The organism is Rummeliibacillus pycnus, from assembly GCF_050459865.1.
GTDB lineage: Bacteria > Bacillota > Bacilli > Bacillales_A > Planococcaceae > Rummeliibacillus > Rummeliibacillus pycnus_B.
The window spans coordinates 1-16,181 of sequence record NZ_JBCMNM010000086.1 but is presented as its reverse complement, the minus strand read 5'-3'; the positions used below and the strand labels follow the sequence as shown (position 1 = coordinate 16,181).

The window sequence follows — 16,181 nt, the reverse complement described above, 5'->3', positions numbered from 1 at the left end:
TTCGATGTCAAATAGTATTTGTGGAATAATGGAGCTTGAGGAGTGATGCAAAGTGGTATGGAAAGAACAACGATTTGAAGAATTAACAACAGATGAATTATATAAAATTATTCAACTAAGAATTAATGTATTTGTAGTTGAACAAGAAGCTTATTATGAAGATTTAGACGATCATGATCAAAATAGCATTCACATTACATATGAGGAAGAGGGCAAACTAATTGCATACGCAAGAGCTGTACCTCCAAATGAAAAATATGAAAACATGGCATCATTTGGTCGAGTTATAATTTTGCCAGAAGCTCGTGGTACTGGACTAGCACAAGAATTATTAAAAAGAGTCATTGCTGTAACCAAAAGAGAATGGCCAGAATATGATTTATTTATTCAAGCACAAGCATATCTCCAAAACTTTTATGGTAAATTTGGATTTAAGGCAGTTTCTGAGCCGTATGAGTTTGAATGCTTGCCACATATCGATATGATATGTAAAAGTGACAAATTATTATAATATCTCACGAAAATGTGTATTTTCTAAAAAATGGGGTATAGTTATTTTAGAACGATAAATGGGAGGGAATGATGGATATGGCAAAAGGCAAATCTTTATTAATCGCAGGAATTGCTGCAGGAGCATATGCATATTTTCGTAAAAAAGAAAACCGTGATAAAGCAGTAGAGGCATTTAACTGTACGAAGAACAAACTAAATGAGTTTATAGACAATCTTTCAGATTCATCCGTTGAAGTAGCTGGAGATGCTATTAATACGACAAATGCTGATGGCTATACAAATGAGCATAAAACTTATGATGATGATGATACCAAAATGATTTATGAAGGCTCAGCAACAGCAATTCATTATGAAAACGAAGAACAACATGAACATTTGAATGGTGTAAAGCCTCCTCAATAAGGTAGTTGTAATTTATAAGAGTAATTAAAAGGCTCAGCTTAAGATGCTGAGCCTTTTTGTATATATTATTTTTAAACGAGACGTGTTTTACTCTTAGTTTTCCTCAGGAGCAAGCATTGTACCATATTTAGCTAAATTAGTATGGAATGATAATGCTTTTTCTAATACGTGAGGAGTATGTCCACCACGTTCTTTTGCTTCTTCTAAATATGCACTTAGAGCAGGTTTAAATTTTGGGTGTACACAGTTTTCAATAATAAGTTCTGCACGTTCACGAGGCGCTAAACCACGTAAGTCTGCAAGACCTTGTTCTGTTACAACGACGTCAACATCATGTTCTGAGTGATCAACGTGTGATACGAATGGAACTACTGATGAAATTTTACCATCTTTAGCTTCTGATTTTGTAATGAAAATGGAAATGCGTGCGGCACGAGCGAAGTCACCTGAACCACCAATACCATTCATCATTTTTGTACCTGATACGTGAGTAGAGTTTACGTTTCCGTAAATATCGAACTCAAGAGCTGTATTCATCGCGATTAAGCCCATACGACGAACTAATTCTGGGTGGTTCGAAATTTCTTGTGGACGTAATACAAGTTTGTCTTTGTATTTGTCTAAGTTACCGTATACAGATTCCATTTTTTCAGCTGTTAATGAAGTTGCACAGCCTGAAGCAAATTTAACTTTGCCAGCATCGATTAAGTCGAATACTGCATCTTGAAGTACTTCAGAATATACTTCTAAATCTTTGAATTCAGAGTTTGCCATACCACCTAGTACAGCATTAGCTACAGAACCAACACCTGATTGAAGTGGAGCTAATGTTTCAGTTAGTCGACCTTCTTTAATTTCATTACGGAAGAATTCAAGAATGTGGTCTGCGATTTGTTGAGTTTCTGGATCAATTGGTGTGATTGTAGTTGGTGAATCTGGTTGTTCTGTAATTACAACTGCAGCCACTTTATCTAAATCTAAAGGAATACCGATTGTACCGATACGGTCTGAAGCGTGGATTAATGGAATTGGACCACGTTCTCCTTGTGCTACTGGTACATAAATATCGTGAATACCTTCTAATTGTGGGTAAGAAGCTAAGTTTAATTCGATAATGACTTTATCAGCATTTTGAATATAAATAGGTGAGTTACCCACAGAAGTTGTAGGGATTAACATACCATCTTCTGTTATAGCTACTGCTTCAACAACAGCAACGTCAATTTTATTAATAGCTTTTTGACGAAGATATTCAGCAGTTACTGATAAATGTTGGTCAACAAATAGCATATCTGCTTTGTTAATATGACCACGCATTGTACGATCTAGTTGGAATGGTAAACGTTTGTTAACGATACCGGCATCAGACATTAAAGCATCAATATCTGAACCTAAAGAAGCACCTGTGAACACATTTACTTTAAAGTCTTCTGATTTTGCACGTTCTACTAATGCCATAGGAATAGCTTTCGCATCACCAGCACGAGTAAATCCACTTAGTCCTAGTGTCATTCCATCTTTAATGATTAGTGCAGCTTCATCGGCTGTCATTACTTTTTTCGCAAGTTCTGAATTACGAAGTCTTTCTTCTATTTTTACTGTCACGGAAATCTCTCCTTCTATTTAACGAAAAATTTCATATCAATTTTGTAAAAAGATTCTACTTGAAGTGAAAGTTATTTGAATAATTATATATCCATTTTTAATATTATCACCGAATTGTCACATTTTGTTTACAAGCGCATGAAAGGGTTTAAAAATCGAACCAGAGAGAAATTTGTCGAGTGAAAGAGAAAAGGAGTTGTCCCAAAATAGTTTTGGTCAACTCCTTTATTATATCTTTGTAAATTTCCTAGAAACCTAAAGAACGGCGGAAATAACTTGCATAGCGTTGGCTAACAGGAATTCGTGTACCGTCTTTCATTATTAGTAGGAATGTAGAATGAGAATCTGGTTGAATTTCTTCGATAAAGTCAATGTTCACGATATATGAACGGTGGCATCGAATAAATGTATCAGGTGATAAGAATAACTCAAGATCACTTAAATTCAATCGATGATATCCTTCTTTTTGCATTGTTTTGACAAATGTTTTACGTAATTGAGTTTCTAAATAGATGACTTCATTATGTTTTACAGGGTACCAACAGTCGTCAATTTTAATCGTGATGTAATTTGTTAAGAAAGGAGATGGTTTTTGTGGGAATATTGCTGTAATGGCACCCTTTGTTTCCCCTTCCTCCATTAATGGAATACTCATTCCATAATAAGGAACACCGAATACTTCAGGTTCAATAAATGAATTTATCTTTTGACCATAGTCAAGTGCCTTTTGAGTTGCAGAACCTTTTGGTATTTCGTCACCAGGTTTTATCTTCAAGTCAATTTTCTTACTTGGTTGATAATATAAATATTTTTCTGTATCTGAAATAACGATTGAAGTGTTATCAGGGAAGAATTCCTTTATAACTAGTATCAATTCCTCGATAGATCGTGGATCCATTAATTCTTACCTCGTTTCTTTCCATTCTTAAAAGCTCTTTCACAACATATTACTATAGATTAATTATTAAATTAAGTATAGCTAATAATTGTATAAGTTCATACAAAAATGTGACAGAATTTGTCCATATAAATAATATAGTTTGATACATTCCAAAAATAAAGATAAATATTTCAAAAGAGATTTTGGGATGTTTGGTTTTACTTGATAATGATTTTTACGTTTTAATAAAAGTTTTTTCCATTTGTATATTTAGTGAGAATAATGTCCCAGTGACCTTTTACGTAAAATTTCTTCTAAGTTGGGTAATAAAACTATTTTCATATTACCATTTTCGTTATATAGTAAGAATAATGTAATAAAAAATGTGTAAAATTATAGAAAGATGGGGAGTTTATGCTACAACAACATTATTCCATTTCAGAGGATATTTCTAAAAGGTATTTCCAAGAAATTGAGACGATGAATCGTTACGAGGGCATAGAAAGATTCTTCGATATTGAAGCTCAACTTTTGAGAGAGATATACCAATTGGAAGCAACTGCTGCGAAAAATTCATTAAGTGAACTACTTGATATTTTATCAGTGCGCTCTGGAAAACATTTTTTTAGAGCAATCAGACATTATTTTGTTATCTTATCATCAGTTGTCACAAGAAAATTGTTAGAGAATCAAGCACCATCTAAGAAAGTTTTTGCCTTTAATGTGGCATGTGTAGAGATGGTTGACGAGCGTTTGAATGATGCAGAGTATTTGCAATTTGCAGATGATTTAATTGAGTTTTTTATTTATGTCATCTCAGAAAGAAAACAACCTTCATATAAGCATCAAACAGTCAATAAAGTTATTATGTACATTGATGATGAAGTTGAAACGGATTTATCAGTAGAAGATATTGCAATGTACTTTTCTATTAGTACAAGTCACTTATCCCGTATATTTAAAGAACATGTAGGTATTACTCTAGTAGAGTACTTAAATGTTCGCAGAGTAGAGGAATCTCAATATTATTTACGACATACAAATAAAAGCATTTCTGATATTTCAGAGCAGTTTCATTTCTGTAACCAAAGCTACTATACTAGAATCTTTAAAAAATATGTTGGTATCACACCAAAGCACTTCAAAGATCGACCAGATTATGAATATTTCCGTTTCCAATTACCTGAAAGACTTTTATAATAAAAATAATTACATATAATTTATGCTTTCCATTACTTTGATTTGATTAGTATCCGCTAAATAATGTATACTTCCTATAGCTTGAAAAATTGTAGGTGAAAATATTGAAGAAGAAACTTTGGTTAATTTCAATGCTTGGTTTAGCACCATTTGTGCTAGCTGGCTGCGACTCAGTAAAGAGCCAACAAGGCTTTTTCTATAGTACTTTTGTAAAACCAATGGAGTTCCTGTTAGATTTCATCGGTAATAATGTTTTTAACGGTAATTATGGTTTAGCTATTATCACAATAACTGTACTTATTCGTTTAATATTAATGCCATTCATGCTTAAAAATTATAAAAATCAACAAGGCATGAAAGAAAAAATGGATAAATTGAAGCCAGAAATGGACGAAATCCAAAAGAAATTAAAAGAAGCAAAAACAAAAGAAGAACAAATGGCATTGCAATCAGAAATGATGGGTTTGTATAAAAAACATAATGTCAACCCTATGAATATGGGCTGTCTTCCTGTTATTATTCAAATGCCAATTATCATGGGCTTGTATTATTCAATTTTGTATTCTAGTGAAGTTCAAGCTCACCACTTCTTATGGTTTGAACTAGGTAAACCAGATATTGTCATGACTTTAGTTGCTGGTGTCGTTTACTTTGTCCAAGCGCAAGTATCATTATGGACAGTTCCTGAGCAACAAAAAGGTCAAATGAAGATGATGATGTACATTTCGCCAATCATGATTATGTTTATCTCGTACACTAGTATGGCAGCATTACCACTATACTGGTCAGTAAGTGGTGCTATTTTAATTTTCCAAACATATCTTGGCCGTAAATTCTATTCACAACACCCGGAAAAAGCAGTAAAAGAAACTGCAGATGCAACACAAGAGAATAGAAAACTAACGCCAGCAGAAAAACAAGCTGCAAAAACAGCAAAGAAATCAAAAAAATAAGTTAGACTAAATCGGGGCGAACTTTGTCTCGATTTTTTATTTTAAAACGAACCAAGTCCATAATAAGGAAAATAACATAAGTGAACCACGTTTTGTGGAGCTGAATAAGGAGGAATATTTTCATGAACCCTAAAGTAATATCAGGCATACTCGTAACGATTACGAGTATACTTGCCGTCTTTTTTATCATTAAACAAAACTTTAACCTAGCTGTTCTGTTCATTACACTAATGTTTACCATTACAAATTCATTCCGTGCAAAAGATATGGCAAGACAAGGTTATGAGAAAGAAGCAAAATGGATGAAAGGTATGGCGACTTTCTTCGGGATTGCAACTCTAGTCGTATTAGTCATGATTATTTTTTAGTATAAAACGGTATCAATGCATCTTGATGTATGATATCGTTTTTTTGTATAGTTAAGTGATCATTGTTTTGGTCATTCGATTTTTATTTTTCGGTTGTATACTATTTGTTGGGCGTCGGAAATTAGTTCATTAGATATTTCGTAGTATTACCCCAACATTTGATATAGAACCTGTTTTTTATGTTATAAAATGAATGTTTATGTTAAAAGTTTGATAGAGGTGTTTGAAAGTGAATAAAAAAAACCATTATAGATTTCCAATTGCACTCGCATCGATAGTTGCAATTTCAGGTAGTCTATTAGCAGGTTGTGGTGGTCAAAAAACGGATGATCAGCCTACTAAAAACGAGCAAAAAGCAGTGACACATGATACGACAGATAGTAAGAAAACGACAGCAACAACTACTGTAAAAGAGCAAAAGGTAGATGCGGGTGGCTATATAGAGGGGCAAAAGTTGCCGAAAAAAGCGAAATATATTCAAGGCATCTTGGTGGCCAGCAAACAATATCCATTACCAGCTGATTTTGCACCAGGAGAAAATGCCGAAGCTCGTGCTGCTTTTGAAGAGTTAAATGCAGCAGCTTTACTAGATGGCTATAAATTTAATGCCTTTAGTACATATCGTTCTTATGATAGACAAGTAGGGTTGTATAATGCATATGTAGATCGAGATGGTAAAGAAGCTGCCGATACTTATAGCGCGCGTCCAGGTTACTCTGAGCACCAAACAGGCTTAGCCTTTGATATCGGTGAAGTTGGAGACGAAGCAGCTTTTGCTGACAATAAATTTGGGGAAACTGAAGCGGGCAAATGGATTGCAAAAAATGCTCATAAATATGGTTTTATCATGCGTTACCCAGAAGGGAAAGAGGATGTAACAGGTTATATGCATGAATCATGGCATTTCCGTTATGTGGGTAAAAAAATCGCTACAGAGATTTATAATAAAAAAGAAACATTAGAAGAATATCTAGGCATTACTAAATAATGAAAAAGCTTATAGTACGTAGATTATTAGTACTATAAGCTTTTTTTATATTCAATTAAACGGGCTCCACAATGTGTTGTTTATAAAGTTTAATGAAAAACAATAGGAAAGTGGAGGTGCTTGCCCTGGAACGGATGTATTAGCAGCTTTTGATGTCTACTCCAACCTTTGGAGATAAAATCATAATTCGTTCCTCTTCGGCTTTTATAATATTGGTGCAAGTAAGCGAGAAATAGACTCTTTCATTTTAATAATGCGGGAACGGTTTGCATATAATTCTGGTGTAAGTTCAGTTGATAACAACATATCTTCTTCAAATAATTCTGCTAGTTGATGTGAAGTATCCTGGTGGTATATGAATGCGTTCACTTCAAAATTAAGTTTAAAGCTACGGTAATCAATATTTGCTGTACCGACAGTAGATGCTTCATCATCGATGACAATCATCTTTGTATGCAAGAAACCATTTTCATAGATATAGATTTTAGCTCCTGCTTTAATCAATTGGCCGACATAAGAATAGGTTGCCCAATAAACAAACATATGATCAGGTTTATTAGGGATCATGATTCGAACATCAATTCCTGATAAGCAAGCAATTCGAACGGCATCCATAAAACTATCGTCAGGGATAAAATACGGTGTTTGAATATAAATGTATTTTTTTGCCATGGCGATTAATTTTAAATAACCATTCTTTATTTGCTCCCATTCAGAATCTGGGCCGCTTGATACGATTTGTATACCGACTTCACCTTTACGAGCAATAGTAGGGAAGTAATGATCAGAGTACTGAATATCCTTCGTATCAGAAGCTTGATTCCAATCTAGTAAAAAGCGTGTTTGCAGTGGATGAACGGAACTACCTTCAATACGTAAATGTGTATCTCTCCAATAACCAAACTTTTTCTTTAATCCAAGATATTCATCTCCTACATTAAATCCACCAATATATCCGATCCGTCCATCAATAATGACAAGCTTACGGTGATTTCGATAATTCAAACGAGGATTAATAAGAGGCAGTATAGAAGGAAAGAATACTTCTACTTCTCCTCCAGCAGCTATTAGTTCTTTGAATTGTCTTTTATGTACGCCTCTAGAACCCATTTCATCGTATAAAAGTCGTACTTTCACACCTTGCTTTGCTTTTTTAATCAAAGATTGCAAAATACGTGTTCCTAGATTATCCAATTTAAAGATGTAGTACTGAATATGAATGTGGTGTTTTGCAGATTCAATATCTTTTATTAGTTTTTTGAATTTATCTTTACCATCATTATAAATTGTGACTTCATTATCTTGTGTTAGCACTGCATGATTTGTTGTTAAATTCATGTAAATTAAATCTTCGTAGTGTGCTGCATCATCTAAGCGATAGTCAAAAGTACCTTCACGGATGGCGTCCATTTGATAATCAATAAGCTTATCAATCCCTATTTTCTTTCGACCTTCCCAGCGGAAGAGATGTCTTTTACGAAGTTGGCGCCCTAATAGTAAGTACAATATAAATCCTACATAAGGTAAAAAGAATAGTACAAGAATCCAAGCCCATGTAGATGTTGGGTCTTTTCTTTCTAAGAAAATAATAATGGCAGCAAGTAAAATATTTAAAAACACACTAGAGGAAACAATTAAAGATGTTAAAGCGGCCGTATCCATTTATTCACCTTCTTCCATAATCTTCTCTTAAGTATAACGTAAATAACGGTTTTTACGAAATAATTACAAGCATCATTATATATTAATAGAAATTTAATTTTTTTATTGTAATCAAAAACCTACTTGACCAATAGGAATTATTAATATAATCTAATAATTGTATTTTTTATAGAAAATTAAATTTAGGAGGAATTATTTTGAATATATTTTTGATTGTTCTCAATGTAGTAGTTTTTGTATTGCTCATTGGTTTACTCATAATGATGCAAAAAAAACATGTTTCATTTTCTAAACGAGTATTCACAGGTTTAGGGCTGGGTATTGTTTTAGGCTTAATATTACATTTCACATACGGACCAACTTCAGAAATTGTGATGAAATCTGTAGATTGGTTTAGCATTGCAGGCTCCGGATATGTAAAACTTCTACAGATGGTAGCAATGCCATTAGTCTTTATTTCAATTATCTCAGCGTTTACAAAAGTAGTAGTCGGAAAAAGCTTCGGTAAAATGGCAACACTTATTTTGTTCATGCTAGTAGGGACTACTGCAATTGCTGCATCAGTTGGAATTGCTTCAGCATTAGGATTCCATTTAGATGCAACTCAACTTGTGCAAGGTGATGCAGAGCATGCACGAGCAGCTGAAATCGTCCAAAAAACAAAAGACATGGGCGATAAAACAATGCCTCAACAAATATTAGACTTATTACCAGCAAATCCATTTTTAGATTTAACTGGTGCTCGATCATCATCAACGATTGCTGTTGTTATATTCGCGGCATTTTTAGGCTTCGGATATTTAGCTGTAAGACGAAAAGATGAAAAAACTGCAGAATGGATTAAAAATGGTATTGATGCAATTTATGCGCTTGTGATGCAAGTTGTTAAAATTGTCTTGCGTTTGACTCCATTCGGTATTTTAGCAATTATGACATCAACGATTGCGACATCTGATTTCGGTGCGATTTATAATTTGGGCAAATTTGTTATAGCTTCATATGTGGCACTAGCAGTAATGTTTGTAGTTCATATGATTATCATTGCTTTAACAGGTATGAGCCCAATCACGTATATTAAGAAAGTAGCTCCTACATTATTATTTGCATTTACTTCTCGTTCAAGTGCAGGTACATTGCCACTTAATATTCAAACTCAAACAAAGCGTTTGGGTGTTTCTGAAGGTATCGCAAACTTTGCAGGATCTTTTGGTGTTTCAATTGGTCAAAATGGTTGTGCAGGGGTGTATCCCGCAATGCTAGCTATTATGATTGCTCCAAGTGTTGGCATTAATCCATTTGATCCAGGATTTATCGCAACGTTAATTCTTGTGGTGGCAATCAGTTCATTTGGTGTTGCAGGTGTTGGTGGCGGTGCAACTTTCGCAGCTATTATTGTACTTTCCTCTATGAATCTACCAGTAGCTTTAGCGGGTGTATTAATCTCAGTTGAACCACTGATTGATATGGGGCGTACAGCACTAAATGTTAGTGATGCTATGGTTGCAGGGGTTACAACAGCGCGTATTACAGGAGAATTAGACAAAGATGTTTATAACTCTAAAGAAGCACAAGATTTAGCTGAAGTATAAGTAACGAAAACCCCTGTTCCTAAAGGCGAAAAGGAACAGGGGTTTTTTATTATGATAATTGATCTGCTTTTTGACAAAGTAATTCATATGTTTGGTTAATAAATTTCTTGTATGGCGTTTCAACAAATGGTTCGATAAAATCAACGCCCTTTTTTGCTTCCTCCAATGCTTTAGAGAGATGTCCTTTTTGTTCATAGCAAAGAGCTTTATAAGAATAGACTTCTGCAAGCATTGATAAATCATAAGGATGATGCAAATAGGGTGGCATTTCTTTAAATTTTTCTAATTCGTTTAATGCCTCATCAAAATAGGATAAATAATATAAATTCTTTCCTTTTTCAACAAGGTAGAAAAAGGTATTTGCAAAATCTTCAACCTCGAGTTTGGCATACTGTTCAAGTAAATTAGATGCTCTTTCGTAATCGTGTGTAAAAGAATTATAGTAATGAATTTGTATTAGGAACATGTAAGAGTAGGATAGTTCGTCCTCAGCAAAAGTAGCATATTGTTCTAATTTATTGAAATAATGTGTTCGAGATTTATCATCGCCGTCCATGATTGCTTGATAACAGGCAACACGATAAATGTCATCTATTTTATAGAATAATCGATTTTTCTTCGATAATTGCAATCCCTTTTGTAAATAATCCAAACCTTTTTTTTGTTCATCTATTCCTAAATAAGTTATAGCAATATAGTAGAGCAGATCCAGTACTGTAATCGTATCAATCATATAGTGTTTGTTTTTTGCTTCATCCTCAGTAGCTAATCCAACTTTTAATGCCTGCTCATAATTATGCTCGTAAAAATAGAGGGAAAAATGAAGAATCTTCATTTTCATCCATTCATTCATCATGTTCATCTCTTTGAACATAGCTAAACCTCGCTCTAAGCTTTGTTCCCAATTGTCCATTTTCAAATCAGATTGAACTTTTGCATAGTAAGATAATAGCTTTCCAGACTCATAACATACAGGAAGCTCCTCTATAAATGGTTTTATTAAATTGGCAATTTCAAGACGTGGACCATTTTCAAAATGTGTATTTGCATTATAAATCTCTTCAACTTTCTCTAATAGGTCGCGTAATTCCACTATACTTACTTCTTCTAATAAAGAACTAACATCAACCTGTAATTGCTCAGCTATATATTGTAAGGTTTCCATAGAAGGATTTGCTTTATCATTTTCAATTAGACTTAACATACCTTTTGTAATGTGTTCGCCAGCAAGAGCAGCCAAGGTTAATTTTCGTTGTTTGCGTAATGTGCGAATTCTGTTGCCAAGAGTATCCATGGATGCACCTCGTTTCTTTCTTTTGTTTAATTATATTAAACTTTTGCTTGCAAAGGAAGCCTTATGCATGATATTATTTGTTTAATAAAATTAAACTTTTTAATCGGATTAAACAATTAGAGGGAGCGGAGAGAGAATGGAAGAGGCGGTAAGGTTAAAAAAAGCGACGTATCATTTATGGACATTTACAATTAGTAAGATTATTTCAATTTTAGGTTCCAATGTATTAGCATTTGGCATTAGTCTTTACATTTTGAAAATGACTGGTTCTGCGACAAGTTTTGCGGTTAATATGGTTTGTTCGATTTTGCCACGTGTTATTTTGTCTTCAATAGCAGGCTCATTAGCTGATCGATATTCAAAAAAGGCAATTATCTTAACATCACAAGCTGTAACTGTGTTGTTAATGGGTGGATTGTTACTATACGGTTATTTTTCTGGAATTACCGTGACATCAATTTACGTTGTCACAGCTCTGTATGCAATAACATCAACATTTAACAGTGTTACATTTTCATCTTCCATTGCTTGTTTAGTAAATGAAGAGCGAATTCAAAAAGCGATGTCATTTAACCAAATGTCCATGTCAATCGCAGCAATAGGGGGACCGGCAATTGGTGGTATGATGTATGGCTTTGTATCCCTTGAAGTCTTTTTAATGGTTCATATGATGGCTTATATTATAGCGTTTACATTGGAGGCTACAATGAATTTTAAGCTATACAGTAAAGAGGATAATGAAGTTCAAAAAGATATAGGAATAGTACAAAGTTTAAAAGAGGGATTTCAATATGCTAAAACAAAGAAAGCAGTTTCCACTATACTTTGGGTAGCATTATGGGTCAATTTATTTTTCTCAGCAATAAGTGTTGGTGGCACGTTTATATTAGTTGAAGTGTTGAAGATAAAATCACAGCATGTTGGAGTCATTGAATCAGCTGGTGCAGTAGGTATGTTAGTTACATCCATCTTCCTTTCTACCAGAAAACAGGCAAAATATCCATTATTACAATCTAAGCGATTTATCTTATTAATGGCTATAACATTAGGTATAACAACAGTACCTTTGTGGACTACATTTACGTATAATGTGAATTTTATCTTTTTTATCTTGATATTCTTTTGTTTTTCAACATTTGGGACATTTGTAAATACGCCGATTGGTGTCATGATCCAAACAGAAGTAGAAGAAATATACCGTGGGAGAATATTTGGGATTTTAGAAGCTGTAGCAATGGCGATGATGCCTTTGGGAACAATGGTCTTTGGTCTATTATATGATCGTGTCGAGCCTCAATGGGTTTTACTAGGATCGAGTATGGTCTTATTAGTGATTACTTCTTATATGATGCGTTCATCTGTTGTAAAACAAATTTATCCTGAATTAAAAGACGCTAATACTCACTTAAAAGAAAAAGAGGCTGTCTAATAAGCATAATTTAATAAGAAATATAGTTGAATCAATTTCATAAATCTGTTTTTGTTTTATAAAAACGAACATTTGAATTGAAATATATATAATATTCATATTTCGTAATTCCGCTACAGACGTGCTTTCCACGGGCTTGGCTTCAATCTCCTTTTGAAGTCTGCATCGCTAACGCTAGCTTCGACTTATTTGCACACTACGTTCCTGCGGGGCTTTCTGCTCAAGCTTATCCCGTAGGACATTGAATTAGCTTCCTCGAATTAGCAACGCACGAAGAAAATGCGAATGCATTTTCGAGGACTCATCGTCTTCCGCTTCATCATGAAGAAAGTAGGTAATTTAAAAAGTTCGTAATTTTAATGTGGATTTTTCATTATGGTTAAGTAAATGAAAAAATGCTCTTCTCTAATTTGCGAAGAAGAGCATTTTTCATTTAATTTTAAAAAATTAATCCAAATATTATTAGTAATAATGTCTTTCTGGACATCCCTAATTATAAGATATTCATTAGAACATTACGCGTCTTTTTGGGCGCGTAATGTTTTTTTACTTGATTGGAACATTAAAAGGATGAGGATGCTTAATAATGCTAATGTACCCGAAATTTCGTAAACTGTATTCGATTCTTTTGTTAAAATCCATGTGAAGAACAACGGTCCAAGGATACGTCCCATATTATCCATAGAATATGAAAGACCAGCAGCAGTTCCGTATTGTCCACCGGCTTCTTTTGAAGAAAGGGAAGTATTTAAAGTGCGTGCTAAAGCATTCCCTGCGGTGAATACACAAAGTGCAAAACCTGCAAACCATAGACTTTTTGTGAATGGAAACATAAATAAACCTAATGCAGTAACGACTTGAGCACCTATTAACCATTTTGTTTCTGTACCATCTTTAATATGGCGAACAAGACCACCCTGAATCATAAAGTCTACAAAACCACTAAATAAGAATAGAGAACCTAATTGTGTAGCTGTGATATTAATTTTTTCCATTTGGAATAATTGCAGTGTAGATTCTAAGCCCGCAAGTAAAAATGTCACCATAAAGGAGAACAAAAATAAGTAACGTACACGGTACTTTAATAATGTAGAAGCACCTTTTGGTACAATTGAACGCTTTGTAGTTTCTGCATGACGTTCTGGTTCCTTTAAAACAATACTTGCATAGATGAACAATAAGAAAATTAATACACTAGAAACTGTAAATGGAGTACTTAAACTTATATTTCCTAGTAAACCACCTAAAGCAGGACCGAAGATAAAACCGAGACCGATTGACATCCCCATAAAGCCCATATACTTATTACGATTTTCATCTGTAGACATATCACCTATAAATCCAGTAACTGCAGTATATAATGCACCTGAGAATAATCCTCCGATAATACGGGAAATATAAAGCATTGTTAATGATTTCATAAACAATGAAATCATTAAAAAGCTAGCGCAGAATCCGAGAAGCCCTATTAAGATTAGTTTTTTTCGTCCCATTTTATCACTTAGCATTCCCCAGAAAGGAGCTGTACAGAAACTTGCTAGAGAGTAAATTGTTAATAAACCACCAACATGCATTTTAGCAAAGCCTTGTTGAACAACTACTTCAGGTAAAATGGGGATGATTAAGCCAAATCCTAAGTACACAAAAAATTGTACTGACATCAACAAGATGATGGATTTTTTCATAATAACCCTGCTTTCTATTTACGATTGAAATCAAATCCAGTTTACCCTAAACGAGTGAAGAAACACACAGCAAAAAGAAAGGGTAACTAAAAATATGTTTTATACAAATAGTATAGAACGAAAGATAGTTTAATGCTAAAGTTTTATTTTTTGCAAATAGAAAGCGTGAAAAAATGTTCATTAAAACGGAAAATAAAATCTGTTCAAATACTTCTTATTATAATTAGGTCTGGACAATGATAGGATTTTGCTATTTTGTCTTTATAATTCACTCGTTATTGAGGCTTTTATTCGTTTGATTTGTATAGTGCTATAATAAAAGGGATTAAGATAAAGGAGGATTTCGTAACGATGGAAATTACAGCAATCGCTACTATTAAAACAAACGAAGGTACAAAATCCACTTTAGATTTAGATATTCCTCTACTAATTGATTTGGTACCTGCACGTAAATTTAAAGTAACTCAAACGTTAGAATCACTTGGACATACTGATGTTGAAGTAGAATCTGTAAATATGGATGTATATAAAGCAAAAAGTACAGTAAATGGTACAAAACAAGATACAACTATTGAAATTAGTTATGCTTTACGTCATGGTGATCGTTTGTTTGCATTAACTGAACTTCACGATATTCTTAAATAGGAATTAATAGAAAATAGGGCATATCCAAAAATGATATGCCCCATTTTTATAAACTCGTTAACTCATTTTAACAGCATTAAGGATGCAAAAACCTAGAGAAAAATCCAGTTATTTATAAATTATTTTACAGTATAGCCTTCTTCTTCAATTGCTTCTTTAATGTTATCAGTTGTTACTTTTGATTTGTCAAAAGCAACATCTACTAAACCTTGTTCTAGGTTTACATTGATAGTTTCCACACCGTTCAATTCACCAACGCCATTTTCTACTGCCTTGACACAATGTCCACAAGACATACCTTCTACTTTTAATTGAATCTTTTCAGTCAAACTGAAACACTCCCTATTTCCTCATCAGTTTTTGTATAGTTGTAACTAACTCATCTAGAACAGCATCGTCGCCTTCAGCTAATCGATCTTTCACGCAGCCTTTTAAATGACCATCAAGTAAAACTTTGGCTACGCTATTTAACGCAGATTGTGTTGCGGATAATTGAGTAATGATATCATCGCAATATACATCCTTCTCGACCATGCCTTTGATGCCACGAATCTGGCCTTCAATACGATTTAAGCGAGTAGTTAAATCTTTTTTTACATGTTCGGGGTGATGACTTTTACGACAAGTAGGATTGATACATTCTTCAGTCATAGAATTCGCCTCCTATTCGTAATAGAATAGCATACTATACGGGGGTATGTGAAGCGTTAAGATTAATTCATAAAAAATTTACACTCTATAAACGGATAATATGGTATGAATAATATAGGAAAAGTATTCGTAAAAAGTTTTATTAATCTTTTATTTGAATGATTTCATAATGCAAAATTCATATAAAATGTACGACCATTTTATGATATCCAATTTTGTTCATTGCTTCGTTTATTATAAAAATCTTGTATAGCTGTCTTTGTTGATGTGGAATTAGCGAAGACTCCTACGGGAAATCGAGACAGGTGAGACCCCGC

The 16,181-nt window shown here is 33.7% G+C and carries 16 protein-coding genes; 9 read left to right on the top strand and 7 right to left on the bottom strand.

Annotation, left to right across the window (positions count from 1 at the left end):
* The first annotated feature begins 52 nt into the window (after nucleotides 1–52).
* On the top strand, nucleotides 53–511 hold the full coding sequence (locus tag ABE048_RS16855; protein ID WP_430312431.1) for a GNAT family N-acetyltransferase: 459 nt from the start codon (nucleotides 53–55) through the stop codon (nucleotides 509–511).
* A 77-nt stretch (nucleotides 512–588) separates the two neighbouring features.
* Entirely contained in the window at nucleotides 589–915 is a 327-nt protein-coding gene (locus ABE048_RS16850) for a hypothetical protein (RefSeq protein WP_430312430.1), read from the top strand.
* A 93-nt stretch (nucleotides 916–1,008) separates the two neighbouring features.
* On the opposite strand, the gene ABE048_RS16845 is transcribed toward ABE048_RS16850, so the two are convergent.
* Entirely contained in the window at nucleotides 1,009–2,520 is a 1,512-nt protein-coding gene (locus tag ABE048_RS16845; RefSeq protein ID WP_430312429.1) for an acetyl-CoA hydrolase/transferase family protein, read from the bottom strand.
* Nucleotides 2,521–2,767: 247 nt separating this feature from the next.
* Nucleotides 2,768–3,418, bottom strand: coding sequence for a LytTR family DNA-binding domain-containing protein (locus tag ABE048_RS16840; RefSeq protein WP_430312428.1), 651 nt, complete (start codon nucleotides 3,416–3,418; stop codon nucleotides 2,768–2,770).
* 396 nt (nucleotides 3,419–3,814) lie between these two features.
* Between ABE048_RS16840 and ABE048_RS16835 the strand changes: the two genes are divergently transcribed.
* The 4 genes from ABE048_RS16835 (at nucleotide 3,815) to ABE048_RS16820 (ending at nucleotide 6,909) form a co-directional block, all read left to right on the top strand.
* Complete coding sequence (locus ABE048_RS16835; protein WP_430312427.1) at nucleotides 3,815–4,600, top strand: helix-turn-helix transcriptional regulator; 786 nt, start codon at nucleotides 3,815–3,817, stop codon at nucleotides 4,598–4,600.
* Nucleotides 4,601–4,704: 104 nt separating this feature from the next.
* Nucleotides 4,705–5,553 (top strand): membrane protein insertase YidC, encoded by an 849-nt coding sequence (gene yidC / locus ABE048_RS16830; RefSeq protein ID WP_430312426.1) that lies wholly within the window; start codon nucleotides 4,705–4,707, stop codon nucleotides 5,551–5,553.
* Between the two features lie 122 nt (nucleotides 5,554–5,675).
* Complete coding sequence (locus ABE048_RS16825; RefSeq protein WP_430312425.1) at nucleotides 5,676–5,921, top strand: hypothetical protein; 246 nt, start codon at nucleotides 5,676–5,678, stop codon at nucleotides 5,919–5,921.
* A gap of 229 nt (nucleotides 5,922–6,150) precedes the next feature.
* Nucleotides 6,151–6,909: a M15 family metallopeptidase gene (locus ABE048_RS16820; protein ID WP_430312424.1), complete on the top strand. Its 759-nt coding sequence runs from the start codon at nucleotides 6,151–6,153 to the stop codon at nucleotides 6,907–6,909.
* A gap of 204 nt (nucleotides 6,910–7,113) precedes the next feature.
* Here the strand turns inward: ABE048_RS16820 and cls are convergent, their stop codons facing one another.
* A complete protein-coding gene (gene cls / locus ABE048_RS16815; protein WP_430312423.1) occupies nucleotides 7,114–8,571 on the bottom strand; it encodes a cardiolipin synthase in 1,458 nt (485 codons plus the stop codon).
* A gap of 197 nt (nucleotides 8,572–8,768) precedes the next feature.
* On the opposite strand from cls, the gene ABE048_RS16810 reads away from it, so the two are divergent.
* Complete coding sequence (locus ABE048_RS16810) at nucleotides 8,769–10,160, top strand: L-cystine transporter (RefSeq protein ID WP_430312422.1); 1,392 nt, start codon at nucleotides 8,769–8,771, stop codon at nucleotides 10,158–10,160.
* 49 nt (nucleotides 10,161–10,209) lie between these two features.
* Here ABE048_RS16810 and ABE048_RS16805 read toward each other — a convergent pair whose 3' ends face one another.
* Nucleotides 10,210–11,454: a helix-turn-helix domain-containing protein gene (locus ABE048_RS16805; protein ID WP_430312421.1), complete on the bottom strand. Its 1,245-nt coding sequence runs from the start codon at nucleotides 11,452–11,454 to the stop codon at nucleotides 10,210–10,212.
* A gap of 136 nt (nucleotides 11,455–11,590) precedes the next feature.
* Between ABE048_RS16805 and ABE048_RS16800 the strand changes: the two genes are divergently transcribed.
* Entirely contained in the window at nucleotides 11,591–12,883 is a 1,293-nt protein-coding gene (locus tag ABE048_RS16800; protein ID WP_430312420.1) for an MFS transporter, read from the top strand.
* A 515-nt stretch (nucleotides 12,884–13,398) separates the two neighbouring features.
* On the opposite strand, the gene ABE048_RS16795 is transcribed toward ABE048_RS16800, so the two are convergent.
* On the bottom strand, nucleotides 13,399–14,568 hold the full coding sequence (locus tag ABE048_RS16795) for an MFS transporter (protein WP_430312419.1): 1,170 nt from the start codon (nucleotides 14,566–14,568) through the stop codon (nucleotides 13,399–13,401).
* Between the two features lie 351 nt (nucleotides 14,569–14,919).
* Here ABE048_RS16795 and ABE048_RS16790 point away from each other — a divergent pair, with 351 nt between their 5' ends.
* A complete protein-coding gene (locus tag ABE048_RS16790) occupies nucleotides 14,920–15,213 on the top strand; it encodes a hypothetical protein (protein ID WP_430312418.1) in 294 nt (97 codons plus the stop codon).
* A gap of 119 nt (nucleotides 15,214–15,332) precedes the next feature.
* Here the strand turns inward: ABE048_RS16790 and copZ are convergent, their stop codons facing one another.
* Together copZ and ABE048_RS16780 are read right to left on the bottom strand one after the other, a co-directional pair.
* Entirely contained in the window at nucleotides 15,333–15,542 is a 210-nt protein-coding gene (gene copZ, locus ABE048_RS16785; protein ID WP_430312417.1) for a copper chaperone CopZ, read from the bottom strand.
* A gap of 13 nt (nucleotides 15,543–15,555) precedes the next feature.
* Entirely contained in the window at nucleotides 15,556–15,864 is a 309-nt protein-coding gene (locus tag ABE048_RS16780) for a metal-sensing transcriptional repressor (RefSeq protein ID WP_430312416.1), read from the bottom strand.
* Nucleotides 15,865–16,181 lie beyond the last annotated feature (317 nt).

Coding starts and splice junctions, on each gene's coding strand:
- ABE048_RS16835 (WP_430312427.1), top strand. CDS start 3,815: ATGCTACAACAACATTATTCCATTTCAGAGGATATTTCTAAAAGGTAT.
- ABE048_RS16805 (WP_430312421.1), bottom strand. CDS start 11,454: ATGGATACTCTTGGCAACAGAATTCGCACATTACGCAAACAACGAAAA.
- cls (WP_430312423.1), bottom strand. CDS start 8,571: ATGGATACGGCCGCTTTAACATCTTTAATTGTTTCCTCTAGTGTGTTT.
- ABE048_RS16850 (WP_430312430.1), top strand. CDS start 589: ATGGCAAAAGGCAAATCTTTATTAATCGCAGGAATTGCTGCAGGAGCA.
- ABE048_RS16790 (WP_430312418.1), top strand. CDS start 14,920: ATGGAAATTACAGCAATCGCTACTATTAAAACAAACGAAGGTACAAAA.
- ABE048_RS16800 (WP_430312420.1), top strand. CDS start 11,591: ATGGAAGAGGCGGTAAGGTTAAAAAAAGCGACGTATCATTTATGGACA.
- ABE048_RS16795 (WP_430312419.1), bottom strand. CDS start 14,568: ATGAAAAAATCCATCATCTTGTTGATGTCAGTACAATTTTTTGTGTAC.
- ABE048_RS16825 (WP_430312425.1), top strand. CDS start 5,676: ATGAACCCTAAAGTAATATCAGGCATACTCGTAACGATTACGAGTATA.
- ABE048_RS16840 (WP_430312428.1), bottom strand. CDS start 3,418: ATGGATCCACGATCTATCGAGGAATTGATACTAGTTATAAAGGAATTC.
- ABE048_RS16780 (WP_430312416.1), bottom strand. CDS start 15,864: ATGACTGAAGAATGTATCAATCCTACTTGTCGTAAAAGTCATCACCCC.